The following is a 19,274-nucleotide window of genomic DNA, read 5'->3' as shown; positions in this document are numbered from 1 at the left end:
TAGCCAGGTTGGGTGGTTGGACTGATTCCAAAAGGACTGGAAAAGCAGCTTGGTCTACTATCTGGAAAGGATGGTTCCGTTTACAAGAGCGAGTTGAAGGACTTTGGATAGCTACCGAGTTGATGAAAATGTGATCAAGAGACAGTTATTTGGGGTAGAGCCAAGTTAATTGAAAAAACTAAAAACACTACTCCGTTTTGTACCATTACTTTTGAAATACCTGCTAAAGAAAAACAAATGGGTCGAGTAGTCACTCAAAATTTGTATGCAACTGAGCTTACTCTTTGTCCACCGGATAGAAAACGAAAGCTATCACCAAAATATGGCGATAAAACAGTCACCGTGACTGTGGTCATTGCAGAAGAAATAAACCCACCTGAGGGACAAGAGCCACTAGAATGGGTTCTATTAACGAATGTTACCATCAATGATGCAGCAGGGGCGCACAATATTTTGAATATGGTATGTATGCCGTTGGCAAATTGAAGTGTATTTTCGCATTTTAAAAAGTGGCTGCCGGATTGAAAAATTACAGCACGCTGAAAAACAGCGCTTTGACCCTTGTTTAGCACTCTATATGATTATTGCTTGGCGAATTCTCTACCTGACGGTATTAAGTCGTGAATGCCCTGAGGTAAATTGTGAGTTAATCTTTTCGGCTGAGGAATGGAAAATAGCACACATTATTCTTAAAAAAGGCCCCCCTCCGAAGGAGCCTCCACCTTTAAACATTATGATGAAAATGACTGCCTCTCTAGAGGGATACATGAATCGAAAAAATGACCCAGAACCAGGACCAACTACTCTTTGGATCGGTTTACAGCGGCTAAAAGACCACCTTTTAGCACAGCAGACTCTTAGAGATATAACTTATGGGTAATGATGTGCTTATTTGGGGTAGAGCCATTTGATCATGTTTCTTTCGTTTAGGCAAGATGTGTAGAAGATTCAGCTTAAATGTGAAAGAGCCTAAACTTCTAATTAATTTAAGAGAACAGTGCGTTATATACATTCAATTTTTACTGCTGATGTTTGCCATATAATAAATAGCCTCTTTTATGGCTTTATCAGAACAATTTTTCTGAGGTACATCGGCTTCTTTACATAAACCACCATGAGGCATTAACCCTTTTCCAATACTTGCTTTATAGATTAAATAATCTATTGCTGTCTTAAATTGATCTGGGTAGTTTTTCAATTCAATTTCAGCGTGCTTAAGTCTGATATTCCATGCTTTTTTATCAAAGGCAGCAGGAGCATGCATCCCTTTAGCAAATTGAGGAGCATGACACGTTTTGCATGTTACTTCATAAGTTTCCTTACCTAAACCACTGGCTATTAAGGGCGTAGTAAATGCAATCAGTAAAATAAATAATCTATTTTTCATTCTTAATCCTTTATAAAAAGTATACTACTCTATAATATCGAGCTAATTCCCGATTTTAACATGTTGCTCCATATAAATCTTTTTGGGTTTTAGTCAGTCTTATGAATTAAGATGGAGACTATATTTTCTGATTCACTAAATATTAATGAGAATTTCTTTTTTCAGCACACAAAGATATGAGCGATCTATTTTTGATCAAGTAAATCAACTCTACCATCATAATTATCAAGCAGCCAATGGGGTCAGATCTTGCTTTGTGCTTGCAAGATTTACATTAAAAAAGCAAAATCTGCTCGTATATGTCAATAAAAATATTGGAGATTTAAAATGCCTTTAGAATGTTCCGATACCTCCTTTATATTAAATACTCAGCACTTATGCTGAATTAAAATGCGGACCTCCATTAGACCTTTGAAAGAAGCCTAATCAAATATATAAGTTGTTAAATCCTTTTTGTTAAGTTGCTAAACGAATGTTTTTTATTTCCCATTAACTTGGGACAAATAGCTCCTAAATAAGCATTTGGCGCGAATTACACTATCATGGAGATAAAAGTACCCAAACGGCCGGTACATATGTAACCTATTGAAAATAAAAACATATCAAATTATTTGATACAAGATATCAATAAAATCAATTGGATTTAATCTTTATCATTTTGATTAATATACTCCAATTTTATTTTGGATTATGTTTATGATACCAACTGGGGACAAAAGCAAAAGCACCACATATCAAGACTGCACTTTCGAGTCAGTAATACTGCGTATGAAACAGAGTGATTTAAAAGTAAATGCATCTATAGCGACTTACATTTCCTACAATAACCAGTTAAAAGGCAAAAACCTTCGTAATATTACCGCTTTATTGACTGAGATGCTGAATAATCATGTGTTCCCTAATACTGTGATTTTGAATCAACTCATTAAACGTTTGTCTCAATTGAATCAACTTCAACTCTCTCTGGATGTGCATCAAATGGCAGTGACCAAAGGCTTGGCTAATGCCATTACTTACAACATCACCCTGAATGCAATTGCCAAGAGCGCACAGCCTGATGTGCAGCTTACGTTGAGACTGCTTGAGGAAGCCAAAAAAGCAGGTTTAGCCAATGCCATAACCTACGCCAGCACCCTAGATGCGATTGCCAAAAGCGTGCAACCTGATGCACAGCTTGCAGGAGCCTTGATTGATGAGGCAATCGAACACTTTAAACTGCTTGATATGAGGAATGGAATCAGACTAGACTTGCATGGACTGTCTTTTGGCCTGGTCTATTTTGGACTCAAAAGACGTGTGCTGCAGGAAATGGATGCAAGCCATTCTATTTCAACACTTACTTTAATCTATGGAAAAGGGCTACATAGTAGTTCAAGAGATGGGATTCATCCAGTCAAACGCGCGGTGTGGCGTGTGGTCAGTGAACTGTCAGGACAAGGAATTTCTGGTCAAGAAAATAAAAGAAACTCAGGGGTATTTGAGTTGTCTTTTCGGACTGTTAGAAGTCAACCCAATGCGACAAATCCACATCGCCTGTTCACCAGCAAACTCAATCCGAATGCGAAGCCTTTTATACCGACGTCTAGTCAGAACTCACTGAGCTGAATCTTCTACACATCTTGTTTACAGCAAAGAAAGATGAGCAAATCACCTCTTTTTGAGGTGATTTATGGATTTAGCCATAGAGGATGCTGCGGCATGGTCGGAAACTATTTTTAGTTGAGTTGATTTAGGTGATAAAATGTAATGGATACGCAACAAGAATGAATTGAATGATAGGTAAAATTGCGTTATGTTTTTTAGGAATTTGAAATTCATAATAAAAGGGAACAGTCTGTGATTACAAAGAGTTGTCAGCATTTATTAAGGCTTGTAACGAAACTACTGACCCAATTAGTAAGTATCTTTTCTTTCTCTATATCGTTTTCACATGCTAATTCCGTTGCCACCGATTATAGTAGCTACAGAAATTTTTAACCCGCCTTTTATTATGCAAGGCGAAAAAGGTCAACTATTTGGTTTTGATATTGAAATGATGATGTATATTTGTCGAACTATCCATCGTGATTGTCAATTTCCCCTGGATTTTTGGAAAACAATTTGTTTATGGATTTGGTATCGCAATAAATAACAATGATCTTGGATTATTAGATCAAATTAATCAAGCTTTAATTCAGTTTGAAAGTAGTGGTGAGTTTAAAAAAACTATGCTAGATATGTTCCATAAGAATATTTTGGTCTAATCAATGCATCGCCCCATGCTTACACTTATTAGTGTTTACCTTGCAAAAGTGCTACAGATCTTTGGATTTAGCTCACACATCAACAACTATTGCCAGAATCATGGAAAGAACCTATGGAGAATCTCAGTGAACTATCTGTGATTCAGACTTGATTAGATATGGGACTTAATCATATTGTGTGTCAGTAGGATGAGTAATGAGTTGATACAAACGTTCTAATTGCTTTTGTGTAACCCTATGTACAGATAGATCGGGAAGCTGATGAAGAGGAAAATAGCCTAAATCAAGAATTTCTGTGTTAGGTTCAAAATGTCCGGATAGAATTTGGGCATAAAAAAATAATTTATACGTATGTGGCCATTGAGGTGGGTGATCATGTTTTAATTTATCCCAAACAGATAGTAGTTTTATAATTTTGACATCATAACCAGCCTCCTCACGGACTTCGCGAATAATAGCCTCTGAAGGGGATTCGGATACATCGATCCAACCGCCTGGCAAGGACCATAGTCCATCTGTTCTTTCTTTGACTAGTAAAATATTTTCATTCTGGAGAATAACTGCTCGAACATCTATTTTGGGTGTAGGATAGCCTTTTTCTACTTGAAAATGCTCTTGAATTACATTTGCCGGTTGAGAGGAGCAGTATGCAGCCATTTGTGCCACAATTTGTTCAATTCGCTGAAACCGTTCGATGTCGTAGCTATTCTTCGAATAGGCTAAGCCCGCTTGGCAAAGTCCTTGCAGTTCAGTTATCCATTTGAACCAATACTGTTTGTCCATTATTACATTCATCGATAAAGTTTATAAAATCATGAATTACATGATGCTAAATAAATAAGATACAATATTTTTTCTGTTGATTCCAATTAAATGCTTTGACTCACCCTGCATCCTCTGTACCAATCTGAATCTTTATCATTTTGATTATAAAATTGGAGCTATCAGCCACATCATCAAATGCCTTTCAAAACTATTCTATACTTTCATAAATTACGCGATTTTCATTGTTAAGGAGATCTAAATGAAAATAGCTTCATTAAGTTTATCCGGAAGATTTAAAATAGTGTTTGGTCTCCTGATAGTCTTAACTTTTTTTTCACAAAATACTGCTTATGCTGAACCTGAAAATAATTCATGTGCCTATGCCTGCATGGATTGGACTTTAGGTAGCACACAAATGGAACAAGCAGAACAAAACTTCAAAAATAAAACCGGGCAAGATGTACATTTTGGTGTTGGTACATTTATGGGCGAAGGGGATCAAGTTGGCACAGATAAGCATTTAGGGAGCTGCTTTCGTCTGGTATTTTCAGATGGACAAAAAGATCTCATAGCACAAGTAGTAAATACTGGATATGACATGAACAATCCCAATCAATTTGATTTACAAATGGGGGCTGGCGGTATGGGAGCATTCAATGCATGCGTAGGAGATCTCAACATTAGCATGTATTCCGGAAGTAAGTCTCAATGGGGTCTTGTATATGGAGGAATTCAAAATGAAGTTGATTGCAGCAATTTGCCAAAATATCCCATGGTAGTAAGTAGCAATGGTCAAACTAATGACCTGCAAATGTTGTGCAAATATGGTTTTGATAATAAATACAGAGGTGAAAATGGCTTGAATTATAAATTTAAATATATACCAGAACGAGTAAAATGCCCTGAAGAGCTCACTAAACTGACAGGATTTAAACGTAAAGACGACCCATCTAATTATGGGCTCTTGCTTTTTAAACCCTGCAAACTAGGAGATGAATATTCCATTTCTTGTGCCATGACCCGTATGATGGATTGTGCGAAACCGACAGCATCCTGGGCTGATCACGTTAAAAACCTGGCTGTTTCAGGGCCCCTTCCGGCCTGTCAAAGAGATGGTTATACCCGTCAGAATAACGTCAATGCTCCTTCTGCAGCTTCATCTCAGTGTACTTCAGAGCCACAACAAAGTTTTTATTGTAAAGAACATAAGGGGTCGAATGCAGGTTTTTGTAGCTGGGATGGAGGAAATTCTACTGGTGGCGACTACTGCAATATTGATAAATCCCATTGCTTAAGTTGTGGTGGCGGTAGTTGGTGTACCTGTAATAATGGCCAGCTTAGCGGTTGCACTAACTCCTGAAGGAATTTAAAACTGACAGGTGAAATTTGCTTTTTCTTTAAAGATGGTGCATCGTTTATGAATGCCCGTAAGCCAGTAAAAAAAGGATATCAAAATGCCAACACAAGAGTGGCCAGCCCATGATTATGCAATTGGCTCCTATATTCAGGCAAGTATAGCGAGTAACTATTTAAAATATTTAGACATAAAACCAACGGATCATATATTAGATATTGGATGTGGAAATGGATCGTTTAGTCGAAAAATTTTGAATCAATTTCCTCAAAACCATTTTTTAGGCGTAGATGCTTCGGAAAATATGTTAGCCTTAGCAAGGAAAGAACTTGTTGATTATCCTAATGCTAAACTGCAACATGCCGATGCATTAACCCTGTCATTTACCAATGAATTTGACTATGTTGTCTCCTTTTGGTGTTTACAATGGTGTGCATTTGCTATAGAAAAAGCATTTCTTAATATTCATAGAGCCTTAAAGTCGAACGGAAAAGTATTCACTATCTTCCCATCTGGCGATGATCCCTTTATTCTCAACTATTATAAAGTAAAAGAGTCGAACCAATTTTCTTGTCTTAATCAATTTAAACCACCGGTGGATTATAACCACTTTCAAAACCTAGAAGAAAAAATACACGCACTCCCTTTTAAGCACATTAAACTTGAACGGCTGAAGCATCAAATTTGTTTACCTAATTTGGATATTTTTCGTAAATTTGTAAATGGTATTGCCTTTTTTCAAGGCCAAGTCCCTGATGAACAAATAAACCTTATTAATGAGTCTTTAGTGCAAGTTTATGAGCAAGAATGTCAAGAGAAATTTTCCGGTGAGTATTGGTTTATTTTTTCTGTTTATTTGGTACAAGGCGAAAAATAATTTCGCCCGGCTGTGGAGAGCCCTTTTGGCGAGTTTAAACACTATAGGCTTTCATTTTATTACAGGTAACAAAGCCTTGGGAAATACAAAATAACTCACTTAAAAATGATTAATTATTGGTATTTATATTGAGAAACTCTTGAATATTTTTTAATGTTAATAGCCCTTTGGTTCTAAGTGCTTCCTGAGTATTAAAACCTATATGTGGGGTAGCTATCAGATTAGGAGCATCAAAAAGGCTATAATCAGCAGTGATTGGTGGTTCCATATCAAATACATCTGTCGCTGCTCCAGCAATTAACTGTTGTTCTAACGCTTATTTGAGATCATTACTTACAATAATGGGACCTCTGGCACAATTAATTAAATAAGCGGTTTTTTTCATTTTAGATAAAAGGTTAAAATCAACCATTCCTCGGGTTTCATGAACAAGAGGAATATGTAACGTTATAAAATCGATTGTGAAAATAAATCTTCTAAAGTTAATTCTGAATTTTTACCACAATTTATAGTTTTCATTTGAAATGCTTGCGCGATCCTTTTAACTTCTGAACCAATCGCTCCTAAGCCTACAATACCTAATATTTTATTTTTTAATTCAATGCCTGTGTTTGTCGTAGCTTTTTGTTTCACCCTTTGGTTATTACCTGGAATATCGCGTGCTAAAGAGATCATAAATCCAAATACAAGTTCCGCCACTGCTGTATTTGCATAACCTGCAGCATTTTTCACTAAAATATGTCTTTGATTTACAGCATCCATATCAATATGATCAATTCCTGCAAATGCAACAGCAATAAATTTCAACTTTGTTGCCGCACGAATCACAGCAGCAGACAAGGGGCGATTAGTAAGCGCAATAATATGAGCATCTTTGATATGATCGATTAATTGTTAATCAGACCAATCGCGACTGTCACACTCCGTAATCATGTGATTTGATAGTTCAGAATGAATTTCTTCATTACTAATCCCTATAGGTTCAATAATCGCTATTTTCATTTTAATCCTTTAATAATTAGCATCTTAAAATATAGTCCTTAGATGAATACTCCAAATTTCAGGGTACATTTATTAAATCAATGACATGCTTTAACCTGCTCCAAATTTCATCCATCCAATCTAAATGTTCCGATTTCATCATGCAAGAGCGTAACAGAGTGACAAATTCGTCGTTCCATTCCAGGTGCGCCCAGTGAGATTTTAATATTGACTTTGGCAACTTAATTAATGCCAGATGTAAATCTGATTGTGCCGATAATTTAAAAAATTGTTGACTAAGCTCTGAAATCTTTTTGACATTCGTTGCGTTAGGGGCCCATACAACGATATCTAACTCAGGAGGCATGGCCACTAAAAACCTGGGATCATGGGCTAGATTTTCATACAGCATCGATGCTGCTTGTTTTGATTTTTCCAAATCCAAGGCAAACTGTGCATTTCTTATTAATGGTAAAAGCTGATGCGTTGCCCATAATGCTACAGCAGAAGCCCCTGGCCTTGAACACTCTAAACTAATTTCCCCAAGATGTAGATCTGCGGAACTAAAATAAGTATAAGGAGAATCATGTTTATAAAACCGCCCTATTGTCGTATCCTTAAATAAAATGCAACCACATCCATAAGGCTGTAATCCATGTTTGTGAGGATCGATCACTAAAGAATCTACCTCAATCAGATGATTAAAATGCTCCATTGCGGAAACTGATAAATTATTACATAGAGTAAAATAGCCGCCATAAGCACAATCAGCATGAATTCGAAAAGAATAAATCGATTTGAGATTCAAAATTTCAGTGAGCGGATCCAGAGCTCCAATGCCTGTGGTACCCATGGTAACAACTACTGTTCCTACATCTCCGGCTTTCAATTTATTTTCAAGATCTACTAAGTCCATTTGTCCTTTATCATTAACATTTACCACGTCAAAAGGGATACCTAAAACAGAACAAAGACGCTGATGTGTATAATGTGCCTGCGATGATGCTAGAATTTTTTTCCCCGGGTTAAGTTTACTGGCAATCCATAGCGCTTCTAAATTTGCCATTGTTCCACCACTACAGAGATGACCTAAATGTGTTTCCCATCCAAACATCTGTGCAATGTGAGCAACCGCTTGCTTTTCCATGTATGAACTGGCTCGCCCACCATCAATGGCATGATTATTAGGGTTTATCCACAAAGCAAGAGTATAGGCTAAACGCGCGATAGGATGTGGGGGTTTAAGCATTTGACCCGCATAGAGAGGATGAGGATATGGAAGGTTATCGCGCATTTTTTCAGCTACCGTAAGTAAAACATTCCGTATCGATTCTATATCAACTTCTTGAATATAAAGAGGTAATTGGTCAAACCCGGCATCCAGACAATTAAGAATTTCAGGTAATAAAGATAATGAATTTTTTTCTAACATGAAGCATCATCCCTTGCAAATGGTATATTAGGAGCCGTTTAACAGCCCCCTATCAAATCCTATCACACCCAAGTATTAATTCTTGGAGGTTCATACAAAAAAATTTACTTTTTTACTTACAAAAGTGATTAATTAGCAACATCAATACAAGAGTGGAATCGTTCATTGGTGCTCTGGTCTCTGCCCCATTCTGCGTAGATAACATGATGGCCTGTACGTTCCGGGACATTGCAGGTCATATGAAATTTATTATTTGCCTTATCTGCCCAAATAGTATTCTTATCTTGAGAGGGATTTTTATCATCCCATCCATACTCACAAAAAGGTTCTGTTTCAAAATCACTCCATTTGAGAGGTTCATTTTTATTAAATTGGTAATCAGATTTTGTAATCCAAAAACGAAAATGCTCCGTGTCACTAAAGTGAGGACCATAAGAAACATCCCATACAAACTCTTGAGGATTTTTAATTCCTTTATTGGTTGGCCAATCAATCGCAGCATCCCAAGGAGAAGCTTTTCCTTTAAATGTCTCACTATCAAAACCACAAACATGTTGTGGTAAATTAACATTTTGATAATAACCTCGAGTATGGCTTAATACACTCATAAATTGGTAGACATCATTATTATAGCTTCCATCTTCCTTTGTCAAAATAGGGCGACATCCTTCATATGGGAGTTTATTTCCTGGTTCGATATGATGTGGTTGGGTTGTTTTACCACAGAAATATTCTCGCGACATTGGTTTTTCTATTAGACCATGGCTGTGTGCTGACAACTGAAATAGCATTAAAAATCCACCGACAAACAACAAATCATACCGAGTAAAAAACATACTAAAACCTCAATAATTAATTACAACGGTTTAATTTAGCACAAAAATGAACAATATGCAGTTTTCTTTTAAATTTTTTAAAAGTTTCTAGCATCATTTTTAAATATTCAAAAAAGATCTTACATGCTGGGCAATCATCAATTCTTCATTTGTTGGTATCACCCCAACTAAAACAGTACTGTCGCTTTCATTAATAATTGTTGCATTGCGGGTATTCGCTTCATCATTAATTTTAATTCCTAACCAACTTAAATACGCACCGATTTTTTTCCGTATCAATGGAGCATGTTCACCAATCCCGGCGGTAAATACAAGCGCATCACAACCACCAAGAGCCATTAATAATGAGCCTATTTCAAGAGCTGCACGATAACAAAATAAATCAATAGCCTCTAATACTCGTTTGTCATCAAGATGTTTTAATAATTCGCGTACATTATTGCTCAATCCTGATACACCTAATAAACCTGACTCATTGTAGAGCAACTGGGTTACTTGTTCCGTCGAATAATTTTTTTGTTCTAATAAATATAAAAGCACCCCAGGATCAATACGTCCACATCGGGTTCCCATCATTAATCCATCCAACGCGGTAAATCCCATTGACGTAGCTACACTTTTTCTTTGGTACATAGCGCACATGCTTGCACCATTACCTAAATGAGCCGTGATTACACGTTTGTTTCCAATTTCACCAATATACTCAGTGATTACCGAGGCTATGTATTCATAAGATAATCCATGAAATCCATAGCGTAAGATTCCTTCATCGCTTAATGATTTTGGTAGCGCAAAAAGAGTTGCTAACCTCTTTTGAGTCCGATGAAAAGTAGTATCGAAACAGGAAATCTGCGCTAAGCTTGGATATAACTGATTAATGATTTGAATCGCTTCCAAATTATGGGGCTGATGTAAAGGAGCCAATGGCATTAAACTTGCAATTTTTTGCATTACATCATCAGTAATCAACGTAGGATTGGAAAAAAATGTTCCTCCATGCACGACTCGGTGCCCTACTGCTGCGAGCGTAATGGAATCAGATAAATCATTCAACCAGTTAAAAAGTAACTTTAAACCTGCTTCGTGTCCTTGTGTAGTAATCGCTTGATTGAGTACCAGTACTTGGCTTGCATTAAAAATATTAATTTGAGGTGACTCATAAAGATCTTGAATTTGGCCATGGTAATACAAATTCAAACACTGCTTATCACAAGCAAAAAGCGAAAATTTAATGCTTGAGGAACCCGAATTAATTACCAGAATAAGCTTATTCATTGATAAAATCCTGATTTCGTGCATAGATCAAAGCCATCGCACAAGATGCTTTACGAGAACTCCCATCACTGCTGCGACTCGTCAAGATGATAGGAACTCGTGCGCCAATTACAATTCCTGCTGCTTCAATACCCGACAAAAAAGTCATTTGTTTATACAGCATATTGCCCGCCTCCAGGTCGGGGACAACAAGAATATCTGCATTACCTGCAACCTGAGAATAAATTCCTTTTTCTCGAGCAGATTCAATCGAAATTGCATTGTCAAATGCAAGCGGCCCATCCACAATTCCTCCCGTGATTTGGCCTCGCTCCGCCATTTTACATAATGCGGTGGCGTCCAAAGTGGATGGAATTTTCTCATTGACTGTCTCTACCGCCGATAGAATTGCTACCTTAGGCTGTCCCAGACCTAACCTGCGAAATAAATCAATCGCATTTTGCACTATATCCTTTTTTGTTTGTAAATTAGGTTGGATGTTTATAGCAGCATCAGTAAGAAACAAAGGTTTAAAATAATTCGGTGTTTCCAAAGAAAACACATGGCTCATTCGTCGCCCCGTACGTAGGCCTTTTTCTTTATCCACTATAGGGGTCATCAATTCATCAGTATGAATTTTTCCTTTCATAATCGCTTCTGCTTTGCCTTCCTTAATCATTTTAACAGCAACTTCCGCCGCTTCATGACTGTGTTTTGTGGGTACTATTTCATAAGAAGAAAGATTAATATTAGCTTCTTTCGCCGCACTTTGGATTTTATCGACTGGACCAATAAGTATGGGTACTATTAAATGCTCTTCTGCAGCATCAATTGCGCCTTGAAGTGAAAGCGCATCCACTGGGTGCACCACAGCTGTTTTAAGCGGCGCATAACTTTTTTTCATTTTAATCAGTTGCTTATACCATGAGTCCTTGGGTTTTTGAAAAACCACCTTAGGCAATTCAACACATTCTCTTTTCACTTTTTGAGTTGGTGCAATTACTGTTGCAATCCCGGCGATGACTGTTTCCCCCTGCTGATTAATACATTTACAGTCCAAATTGATACGATGATTTTCAGCTATTTTTTCCAATACAGTCACAGTAATCGTCACTGTGTCTCCAGGAACTACCGGTGCAGTAAATTTAAGTGTTTGATCCAAATAAATGGTTCCTGGGCCAGGTAATTCGGTTCCCAACACTGTGGATATAAGCGATGCCCCCCACATCCCTTGGGCAATAATTTTATGAAATTGAGTATCTTTCGCATATTCAGCATCCACATGAGCAGGATTAACATCACCTGACATAATTGAAAACAGCTCAATATCCTTTTCAGTAAGTGTTCGTTTTAAACTGGCGAAATCTCCAATTTTAAGTTCATCGAACGTACGATTTTCTATATATCCCATTATGAAGCGCTCCTAATTCAATAAAATATGCTCGATTGATTGTACTAGTATAACAATTTTAAAACGTATACTAAGGGAAATTTCAGAAACCCATAACCTGGTTTACTTGATTACAAAGCATATTGACAACACAACATCAAATAGACTGCTTTAACTATGAATATAAACATACGCGCTCGATCCAACACTTAGCGGATATTTTTCGGGCTCATAATCAGTTATTAGAATCTGAACTGGAAAACGTTGCGGTAATAAAAACCAATTATTTTCGCTATTTGTTACTATTTGCTCTTGGCTTCGTGGATCGGTTACTTGACGACTCGCAGCCCAATTCTTAGAAATAATGACGCCATGATAGGTTTTTTTCCAAAAATAAATCCGTGGGTAAATTGTAACTTTATTGCCTGCTTTAACATTTCGTAAATCAGTTTCATTAAAATTAGCTTGAATAAACATGTGATCTGTATCAATGAAAGAAAATAGTGGCTTTCGTATTTCAACAGGTGTGCCTAAGGCAACAAACATATTTTGTACAATACCATTATTTTTTGCATATACGGTCGTTTCATCTAAATCCACTTTAGCGTTATGCATATGCGCGATTAAAGATTTAATGTTCATTTGCTGAACAATAACATCTTGTTTATCTTTTTCGAGCGTCTTTTCTAATGCTTTTAGAGTATTCCAAGCTGTATTTTTTTCTTGCAGCAAATTATGTACGGTAACTTTAGGAACAGCACTGTCTCTAAGAGCTAATTGATAATGTTGGAATTCAAATGCAACTTTTTTATAGACATCACGTTGTGCTTGTACACTATGTTGCGTTATTTCAACTTGTTTTTGTAAAGAAATTAATCGTGCTTTTGCGCTAGCGACTTTGGCTTTATAATTTTGATAAGCTAATTCGTAAGGTTTTTTAAATACTGTAAATAATGGCTGACCAACCTTAACATACTCTTCATTTTTTACATAGATATCAGTGATATAACCTGACACATTTGCAGCAACAGGACGAATGTTAGCCGCCACAAAAGCATTGTTTGTGAAGGGAAAATAATAGACAAAATAAAAAATTAACACAACGATGAAAACACAAATAACTGTTTTAATTGGAAAATTAGTTCTGATTTTAGATATTCTAAATGAAATCTTAGATAACATGAGTCATCCCTATGTTAAGCAATATTTATTTGAGCGAATTAAAAGAACATCATCGATTATCTTGTTTAATTCCCATAATTCCTTCCCCAGTTCGACAAACATAATATCGAGAAATACCTCTGGATCTTCTTCTTTTAATGAATCCTTTTGTATTTTATTAAGCACTAAGGGCGCTAATTGAGGTGGTGCAGTAAGAGCGACATTAAGAAGCCTTACACGCAAAATGCTTAAGTAATCCCGTACTTGCGTAATATTATCATCGATAATAGCATGCGATCGTAGCTCCTCATTTGCTAAATGGAAAACCAGCACACTCACTAAGTGATAAATACGTTTTGTATAACCAAGAGCGCTCATATTCTTACTGGTAAATGAAGGGGCTTTTCGAGTTTCAAATCGAGCTTCATCATTGAAACGATTAAAATTCGTGAGATCTGTAAGAAACTTATTTTCATGCACAAGGAAATTATCTTTTATTGCTTGCACTGATTTTGATTTATTTAGAAAATCATTCAAGATATTTATAAGCTGAAGAAGCATATCTGCTTGGGTTTTGATGACAAGATCGCGCGCGTATTGTGGATAGAAATACCGCATAAGACTTAACGCGATAATAAGCCCAATAATGATATTAAATGGCCGCAATACTACTACATCAAGATTATTGTAATTAATAAGCATCATCACCAGGGTTAAATTTCCTAAAAAGCCCCCATACTGAAATTTACTTCCCATAAAAAAGTATGCGTAGATAAATATACCCCCAATTAAGGCAATAAGATTTAGAATTGCAATATTTGCGAAAAAATAGACAATGACGATACTGTAAACAACTGCTGAAAGCGTTGCCGTGATACGTAAAAAGCTCTTGGTGAGTACTCCACCCACAGTAGAATATTCAAATAGTACAGATAATGCTGTTACATAACACCAGCCAGGCTCTGGAATAACTAAATACGTAGTTATCCAAAATATAATCAAATAGGCCAAAGATAAGCGCATCGAACGGAGTAGTTTTTGCGAATCAAACCCCATGATAGCCACCACCCAAATCCTGAAATAATACAACGAGCGTTAGCATTTTTTCCAATTTATTTTGATTAATGATCAATTTGAAATAATCTAACTTAATCTGACAAGACACTACCTCAGATAAACTGACAATGCCACGATTGTAACGAGAGTCAACCAAAGCACAACGTTTCTTTTCATCCCAAAACCCAGATTGATTTTTGAGTAACTGTTCGCTATATGCCGTATAAGCAGATAGAGCATTATCAACTTCTTGCAAGGCCTTCTTTACCGTATCAAGATATGCATAATAAATTGCTTGCGATCGTGCTTGACTTGCTTGAATGAGGCCAAATACTGGCGGATTAATCGCTGGTGTATTCATATAGGCTTCATTTAAGGCAAAAGCACCGTTTGAGATTTGACTGAACCCTAATAGTGAATCAAGTCTGACAGAAGGTAATAAATTTGCCCAAGCAACTCCTATATCTACATTTGCAGCTTTTAGTTTTGCTTCTGCTTCACGCACATCAGGACGATTTCGAAGAACTGTTGCTGGTAAATTCCCGGGGATTATTTTCAAATCTTTCAATTGATTAAATGAAACGTTAAAAGGCAAAGAACCTGGATTTTGATTTAATAAATAATGTAACGTGTTTTGACTTACAACAATATTGTGCTGTGTAATAACGTATTGTGATTGTGTTTGTTTCATTTCACTTGTCAATGTATCGATTTTATCTTTCGAAATGAGACCTGCACGGTATTGGCTTTGATATAATGAAATCAATTTACTTTCATCATCTAATAAATGTTGATATATTTTTTGTGCTTCACGCTGTGCAAGAAGAGTAAAATAACTGGCAGATACTTGACCTATAAGGACCAACCGTATGCCATCTTGAGCATGAGAACTTGCTTCGACTTGATATTTGGCACTTTCTTGTTGCTTAATTTGTTGAACAATATTGAGAACATATTGTGGAAATAAAGCCACAAATGCCCCCGGATCCCCTAAATTGGGCATTTGGCTATAACCAGACAGGATGCTCATTCCTGGGATCCAATTTAATTTGACTTGCTTTAGTTGTGCCTGTGCATATTGAAGATTGGCCGCGGCAATGTGAACATTATTATTGTTACGAAGTGCCAATTGAATCATTTGATTTAATTCAAGGTTATTTAATTGTCGCCACCATGCCATATCTGGCAAATCGATACGATCATCCATTTTTACTTGCGTGTTTTGTTGAGGCCATTTATTAGGCACTTGTGGCAATGGTTGATTCTGTTGCGAAGAGAAACACCCTTGTAGAAAAATTCCTATCAGAAAAAGCACAAGAAAAAAAGGATTAAATTTTGCCAGGCCTCGCACAATGATGAATCGCAGTTTAGATATTGTGATTGTTGTCATAAGGTCATCATCTTAATAAATAATGGATTTTGATGATAAAGTTGATTTATCCATGGGCGAACTGTACACATTAGGGATTTCGAAAAATTACATCATTTTGCAATATACCAGTGGGTTTATCTGATCGCAACAAATCGTTTTATTCGTTTGTAACTCATTAAGCAAGGGTTTTCCAACGTGTAAACAGTGTTATATCATTACTATTTTTGTATTGAAAATAATTTATGTTTCATATTGTCCTTTACCAACCTGAAATCCCCCCAAATACGGGAAATATCATTCGCTTATGTGCCAATACCGGAGCACAGTTACATTTAATACATCCACTAGGTTTTTCATTACAGGAAAAAGCCTTACGGCGAGCAGGGTTAGATTATCATGAATGGGCCTGCATATCACAATATGAAAATTGGGATACATTTATTCTACAACATCAGCAAAAACAAATTTATGCGTGCAGTGCCAGCGCTGAAAAATGTTACTCAAAGGTGCAATATGCCTCCGAAGACATGTTTTTATTCGGACCAGAATCCAATGGATTACCTAAAGAAATTGTACAAAAGTTCACCTCACTCTTTATTCCAATGCGTGAACATAATCGCAGCTTAAATCTTTCAAACGCGGTTGCTGTCATTTTATATGAAGCCTGGAGACAATTGGGTTTTACATGAAACACCAATAAAATTGCAACTTTCGCCTAAAAAATTAAAATGACCTAGAACCATACAGGTAATGTGGCTTATGGTTATTTTTCTTGAGTTCACGCGTAATACATTGAATCATATTAATAATTTCAATTATTTTGATTTTATGTTAAAAATACAAAGTCTTATTGAGATGCCTTCATTTTATTGTCCTGCAAAAACCAGGAGTTCAAGTCTAACCCAGTACTTTGCCCCAAAAAAATGATATTGCATCTCCCATAGAATAAGGATAATCGATTAACGAAAAAGGAAATAACCGTTAAATCATAATCCTGAAAACAGAAACAAACTGTCCGACTAAACTGTCCAACTAAAAGGAATAAGAACAATGAAAAAAATAAATCTCTTTGTGATCCTGTATTTTATGATTACCATCCCTTGTTATTGCAACAACCGTTATTTTCTCTGTGGCCCTGATGAAAATGGTTGTTTTCCTGATATCTACAGGTACTGTGCATGCATCCCATATGATGATTGGGAAGGCAATAACCCATATTGTCTGGATTTCGATAAACTTATTTGCACTCCTTTATCACAAACAAAACATTGCGCCCCAGCTTTGGTTTTTAAGAATCAGGGAGAATGTTTAGCTACCATTTTTCAAAGCGAGCCCACCCCTCCTTGTAAAATTACCACACATCAATTTTGTCTTGAGCACCATACACCTATCTGTGATAAGACAGGTCAGCCAAACTCCTGTCATTAGGGGGATATGGGCACATATTATGAAGCAATATAACCTCGATAGAAAAGGCATGATAATGCCTTTTCACTAAAAATGTTATTTTGTAAATCTCTGAATCATTATTTAAAAATCGTAGAGATAGTTAAAAAGAAAGCAAGGTTTCGTAACATTTGGCAAAGTAATAATAATTACTTTTATTATAGAGAAATGATCGGCCTTAATTGTAAACTAACCCAAACAAAACAAATTTTCTAATCATATGTCTCTGGATTTTGGAGGCATATACTGAGTAGATCTTCGGGTTGTTTCACAAGATAAGTAGGTTGATACTGTAATAAAATTCTCTCAGAATTATAGCCCCAAGTCACTGCAATTGATTGGATATTATTTCTTTTTGCAGCCTCAATATCTCGAGCTTCATCCCCTATGTAAAAAACTTTATTTTTATCAATTTTATATTTTTTTAATGTCTTTTTCAGTAAAGAACGTTTCGAAAAATGGGTTGATTCGTCATGGATAAAACTAAAAAAATGTAGAATTTGATTCATTTCCAACCAAACACGAACATTTTCAATTGAATTGGAAGTCAAGATACCAAGACAACATCCAGAGTTATAAAAAGTCTCTAATACTGGGGAAATATTAGTAACTGGTTGTATATTTATCATTTGATCGAATAAAAGCCTCCTAATTTCTCGTATTAGCGAAGGTATTTTATAAAAAGGAACACCCAAAAAACTTTTTACTTCTAGAAATGTAAGATCTCGAAGGTGTTCAATTTCATGTTTCTCAATCTTTCTTAAATTAAATTGTTCAGCCAACAAGTTAGTTGTTTCAATAACACAGTCATAACTATTTACTATCGTTCCATCAAAATCAAAAAGTAAATACATAGGTAAATATCCCAAACCCCCGATTGATTAATTCTAAGTGTGACATGGTACAATAGATTTGACCATACTAACTTAGCGACATTCATCCTATGGACTATTTTGGCGGCTGCAACATTGATGCTCCAACTTCGTCATCTCATTTGTTATACCTTATGAAATGCCTAATAAATCAAGTACAGGCAAGAAGACTAACCCTATCATGTTCAGGTTCAAGATTAAGGGACTCCGATAAAGAAACTAAAACACACCCTATAGCAAAAACAGTAGAAGCCAAAGCCCATCCAGCCAATAATGCGACACCGACTTGAGGTACACCTAAAGCCAAAGATAAACCTACAGCAATTAATGAAGTGATAGGAGAAACAATAAGAAGTGGTAGTGGATCAACTCTCGGCCCCCAAAACATAGTTCCTAAAATCCACCCTGTCATAAAATCATTATGATGTTTTTCTGCATATGCGAGTAATACAAGATCAATAGCTATGGTTCCTACAACGGCCATGATTAATAGACCAGCACCCCCACCATAAATTAAACCTTTGCCAAGAATTAAACTAAAATCCGCAATACCCTTTTGAAGTGAAGACTCAAGAGACATAGAATATTATTCCTATAGAAAATGGTTCATTTTAGAACAATTGAAAGATGAACTCAATAAATTGTCAAGACAGCGTTTTTTGCAATTTAGGATAAATCAAAATAAAGTTTATTCAGTAGAAATCATCCCATTGAAAATAATTTATTAATGAATCAATTTGATTTACCATTCAGCACACTTTTCACGAAATAAGTGAAAAATATATGCTTCTAATATATTTTTCTTTGGTAATTAAATTGAATCTCTAAACATTATTTAAACTAAAGGG

At 36.1% G+C, this 19,274-nt stretch carries 19 protein-coding genes and 1 pseudogene; 7 read left to right on the top strand and 13 right to left on the bottom strand.

From position 1 onward, the window contains the following. Positions 1-237: 237 nt before the first annotated feature. A complete protein-coding gene (locus EKG34_RS03475) occupies positions 238-486 on the top strand; it encodes a hypothetical protein (protein ID WP_049774989.1) in 249 nt (82 codons plus the stop codon). 1 nt (position 487) lies between these two features. Continuing rightward, the gene (locus tag EKG34_RS03470) at positions 488-880 is read left to right on the top strand and encodes an IS4 family transposase (RefSeq protein WP_049774990.1); all 393 of its coding nucleotides are present in this window, start codon (positions 488-490) and stop codon (positions 878-880) included. A gap of 132 nt (positions 881-1,012) precedes the next feature. On the opposite strand, the gene EKG34_RS03465 is transcribed toward EKG34_RS03470, so the two are convergent. Next, positions 1,013-1,387: a c-type cytochrome gene (locus EKG34_RS03465; protein WP_003636080.1), complete on the bottom strand. Its 375-nt coding sequence runs from the start codon at positions 1,385-1,387 to the stop codon at positions 1,013-1,015. A gap of 696 nt (positions 1,388-2,083) precedes the next feature. Between EKG34_RS03465 and EKG34_RS03460 the strand changes: the two genes are divergently transcribed. Then, positions 2,084-2,992 (top strand): PABP-interacting PAM2 motif-containing protein, encoded by a 909-nt coding sequence (locus EKG34_RS03460; protein ID WP_003636075.1) that lies wholly within the window; start codon positions 2,084-2,086, stop codon positions 2,990-2,992. Positions 2,993-3,795: 803 nt separating this feature from the next. Here EKG34_RS03460 and EKG34_RS03450 read toward each other — a convergent pair. Next, positions 3,796-4,413, bottom strand: a complete 618-nt coding sequence (locus EKG34_RS03450; RefSeq protein WP_003636071.1) for an NUDIX hydrolase — start codon at positions 4,411-4,413, stop codon at positions 3,796-3,798. Between the two features lie 241 nt (positions 4,414-4,654). Here EKG34_RS03450 and EKG34_RS03445 point away from each other — a divergent pair, with 241 nt between their 5' ends. Both EKG34_RS03445 and EKG34_RS03440 read left to right on the top strand, forming a co-directional pair. After that, the gene (locus EKG34_RS03445; protein WP_003636070.1) at positions 4,655-5,755 is read left to right on the top strand and encodes an endoglucanase; all 1,101 of its coding nucleotides are present in this window, start codon (positions 4,655-4,657) and stop codon (positions 5,753-5,755) included. A gap of 94 nt (positions 5,756-5,849) precedes the next feature. After that, positions 5,850-6,626 carry a class I SAM-dependent methyltransferase gene (locus tag EKG34_RS03440; RefSeq protein WP_003636068.1) on the top strand — a complete coding sequence of 259 codons (777 nt, stop codon included), beginning with the start codon at positions 5,850-5,852 and terminating at the stop codon, positions 6,624-6,626. Positions 6,627-6,735: 109 nt separating this feature from the next. Here the strand turns inward: EKG34_RS03440 and EKG34_RS18810 are convergent. From EKG34_RS18810 to EKG34_RS03400, 9 genes and pseudogenes are all read right to left on the bottom strand, one after another. After that, a pseudogene (locus EKG34_RS18810) lies at positions 6,736-7,065 on the bottom strand (NAD(P)-dependent oxidoreductase). Positions 7,066-7,073: 8 nt separating this feature from the next. After that, positions 7,074-7,466: an NAD(P)-dependent oxidoreductase gene (locus tag EKG34_RS18805; protein ID WP_253264747.1), complete on the bottom strand. Its 393-nt coding sequence runs from the start codon at positions 7,464-7,466 to the stop codon at positions 7,074-7,076. A gap of 220 nt (positions 7,467-7,686) precedes the next feature. Continuing rightward, positions 7,687-9,039 carry a pyridoxal phosphate-dependent decarboxylase family protein gene (locus EKG34_RS03430; protein ID WP_003636064.1) on the bottom strand — a complete coding sequence of 451 codons (1,353 nt, stop codon included), beginning with the start codon at positions 9,037-9,039 and terminating at the stop codon, positions 7,687-7,689. A 128-nt stretch (positions 9,040-9,167) separates the two neighbouring features. Next, positions 9,168-9,875 (bottom strand): lytic polysaccharide monooxygenase auxiliary activity family 9 protein, encoded by a 708-nt coding sequence (locus EKG34_RS03425; protein ID WP_003636062.1) that lies wholly within the window; start codon positions 9,873-9,875, stop codon positions 9,168-9,170. 99 nt (positions 9,876-9,974) lie between these two features. Continuing rightward, positions 9,975-11,150: an acetate/propionate family kinase gene (locus EKG34_RS03420; protein WP_003636060.1), complete on the bottom strand. Its 1,176-nt coding sequence runs from the start codon at positions 11,148-11,150 to the stop codon at positions 9,975-9,977. Beyond that, positions 11,143-12,540: a bifunctional enoyl-CoA hydratase/phosphate acetyltransferase gene (locus tag EKG34_RS03415; protein WP_003636059.1), complete on the bottom strand. Its 1,398-nt coding sequence runs from the start codon at positions 12,538-12,540 to the stop codon at positions 11,143-11,145. The genes EKG34_RS03420 and EKG34_RS03415 overlap by 8 nt, the downstream gene beginning before the upstream one ends. 150 nt (positions 12,541-12,690) lie before the next feature. After that, positions 12,691-13,701 (bottom strand): HlyD family secretion protein, encoded by a 1,011-nt coding sequence (locus EKG34_RS03410; protein ID WP_003636057.1) that lies wholly within the window; start codon positions 13,699-13,701, stop codon positions 12,691-12,693. 9 nt (positions 13,702-13,710) lie between these two features. Next, positions 13,711-14,736 (bottom strand): FUSC family protein, encoded by a 1,026-nt coding sequence (locus EKG34_RS03405; protein WP_003636055.1) that lies wholly within the window; start codon positions 14,734-14,736, stop codon positions 13,711-13,713. Next, positions 14,726-16,126, bottom strand: a complete 1,401-nt coding sequence (locus EKG34_RS03400; protein ID WP_003636053.1) for a TolC family protein — start codon at positions 16,124-16,126, stop codon at positions 14,726-14,728. Before EKG34_RS03400 ends, EKG34_RS03405 begins: the two co-directional genes overlap by 11 nt. A 224-nt stretch (positions 16,127-16,350) precedes the next feature. On the opposite strand from EKG34_RS03400, the gene EKG34_RS03395 reads away from it, so the two are divergent. Both EKG34_RS03395 and EKG34_RS03390 read left to right on the top strand, forming a co-directional pair. After that, positions 16,351-16,797 (top strand): tRNA (cytidine(34)-2'-O)-methyltransferase, encoded by a 447-nt coding sequence (locus tag EKG34_RS03395; RefSeq protein ID WP_003636051.1) that lies wholly within the window; start codon positions 16,351-16,353, stop codon positions 16,795-16,797. 361 nt (positions 16,798-17,158) lie between these two features. Next, positions 17,159-17,536: a hypothetical protein gene (locus tag EKG34_RS03390; protein WP_003636047.1), complete on the top strand. Its 378-nt coding sequence runs from the start codon at positions 17,159-17,161 to the stop codon at positions 17,534-17,536. A gap of 230 nt (positions 17,537-17,766) precedes the next feature. Here the strand turns inward: EKG34_RS03390 and EKG34_RS03385 are convergent, their stop codons facing one another. Beyond that, positions 17,767-18,408, bottom strand: a complete 642-nt coding sequence (locus EKG34_RS03385) for an HAD hydrolase-like protein (protein WP_003636044.1) — start codon at positions 18,406-18,408, stop codon at positions 17,767-17,769. A gap of 169 nt (positions 18,409-18,577) precedes the next feature. Then, the gene (locus tag EKG34_RS03380; protein ID WP_003636041.1) at positions 18,578-19,006 is read right to left on the bottom strand and encodes a hypothetical protein; all 429 of its coding nucleotides are present in this window, start codon (positions 19,004-19,006) and stop codon (positions 18,578-18,580) included. Between the last annotated feature and the right edge of the window lie 268 nt (positions 19,007-19,274).

Origin of the sequence: Legionella longbeachae (assembly GCF_004283175.1) — a bacterium.
Taxonomy (GTDB): Bacteria; Pseudomonadota; Gammaproteobacteria; order Legionellales; family Legionellaceae; genus Legionella; species Legionella longbeachae.
Note: the sequence above shows the minus strand (reverse complement) of the source record. Positions and strands in the feature narration are given on the sequence as shown.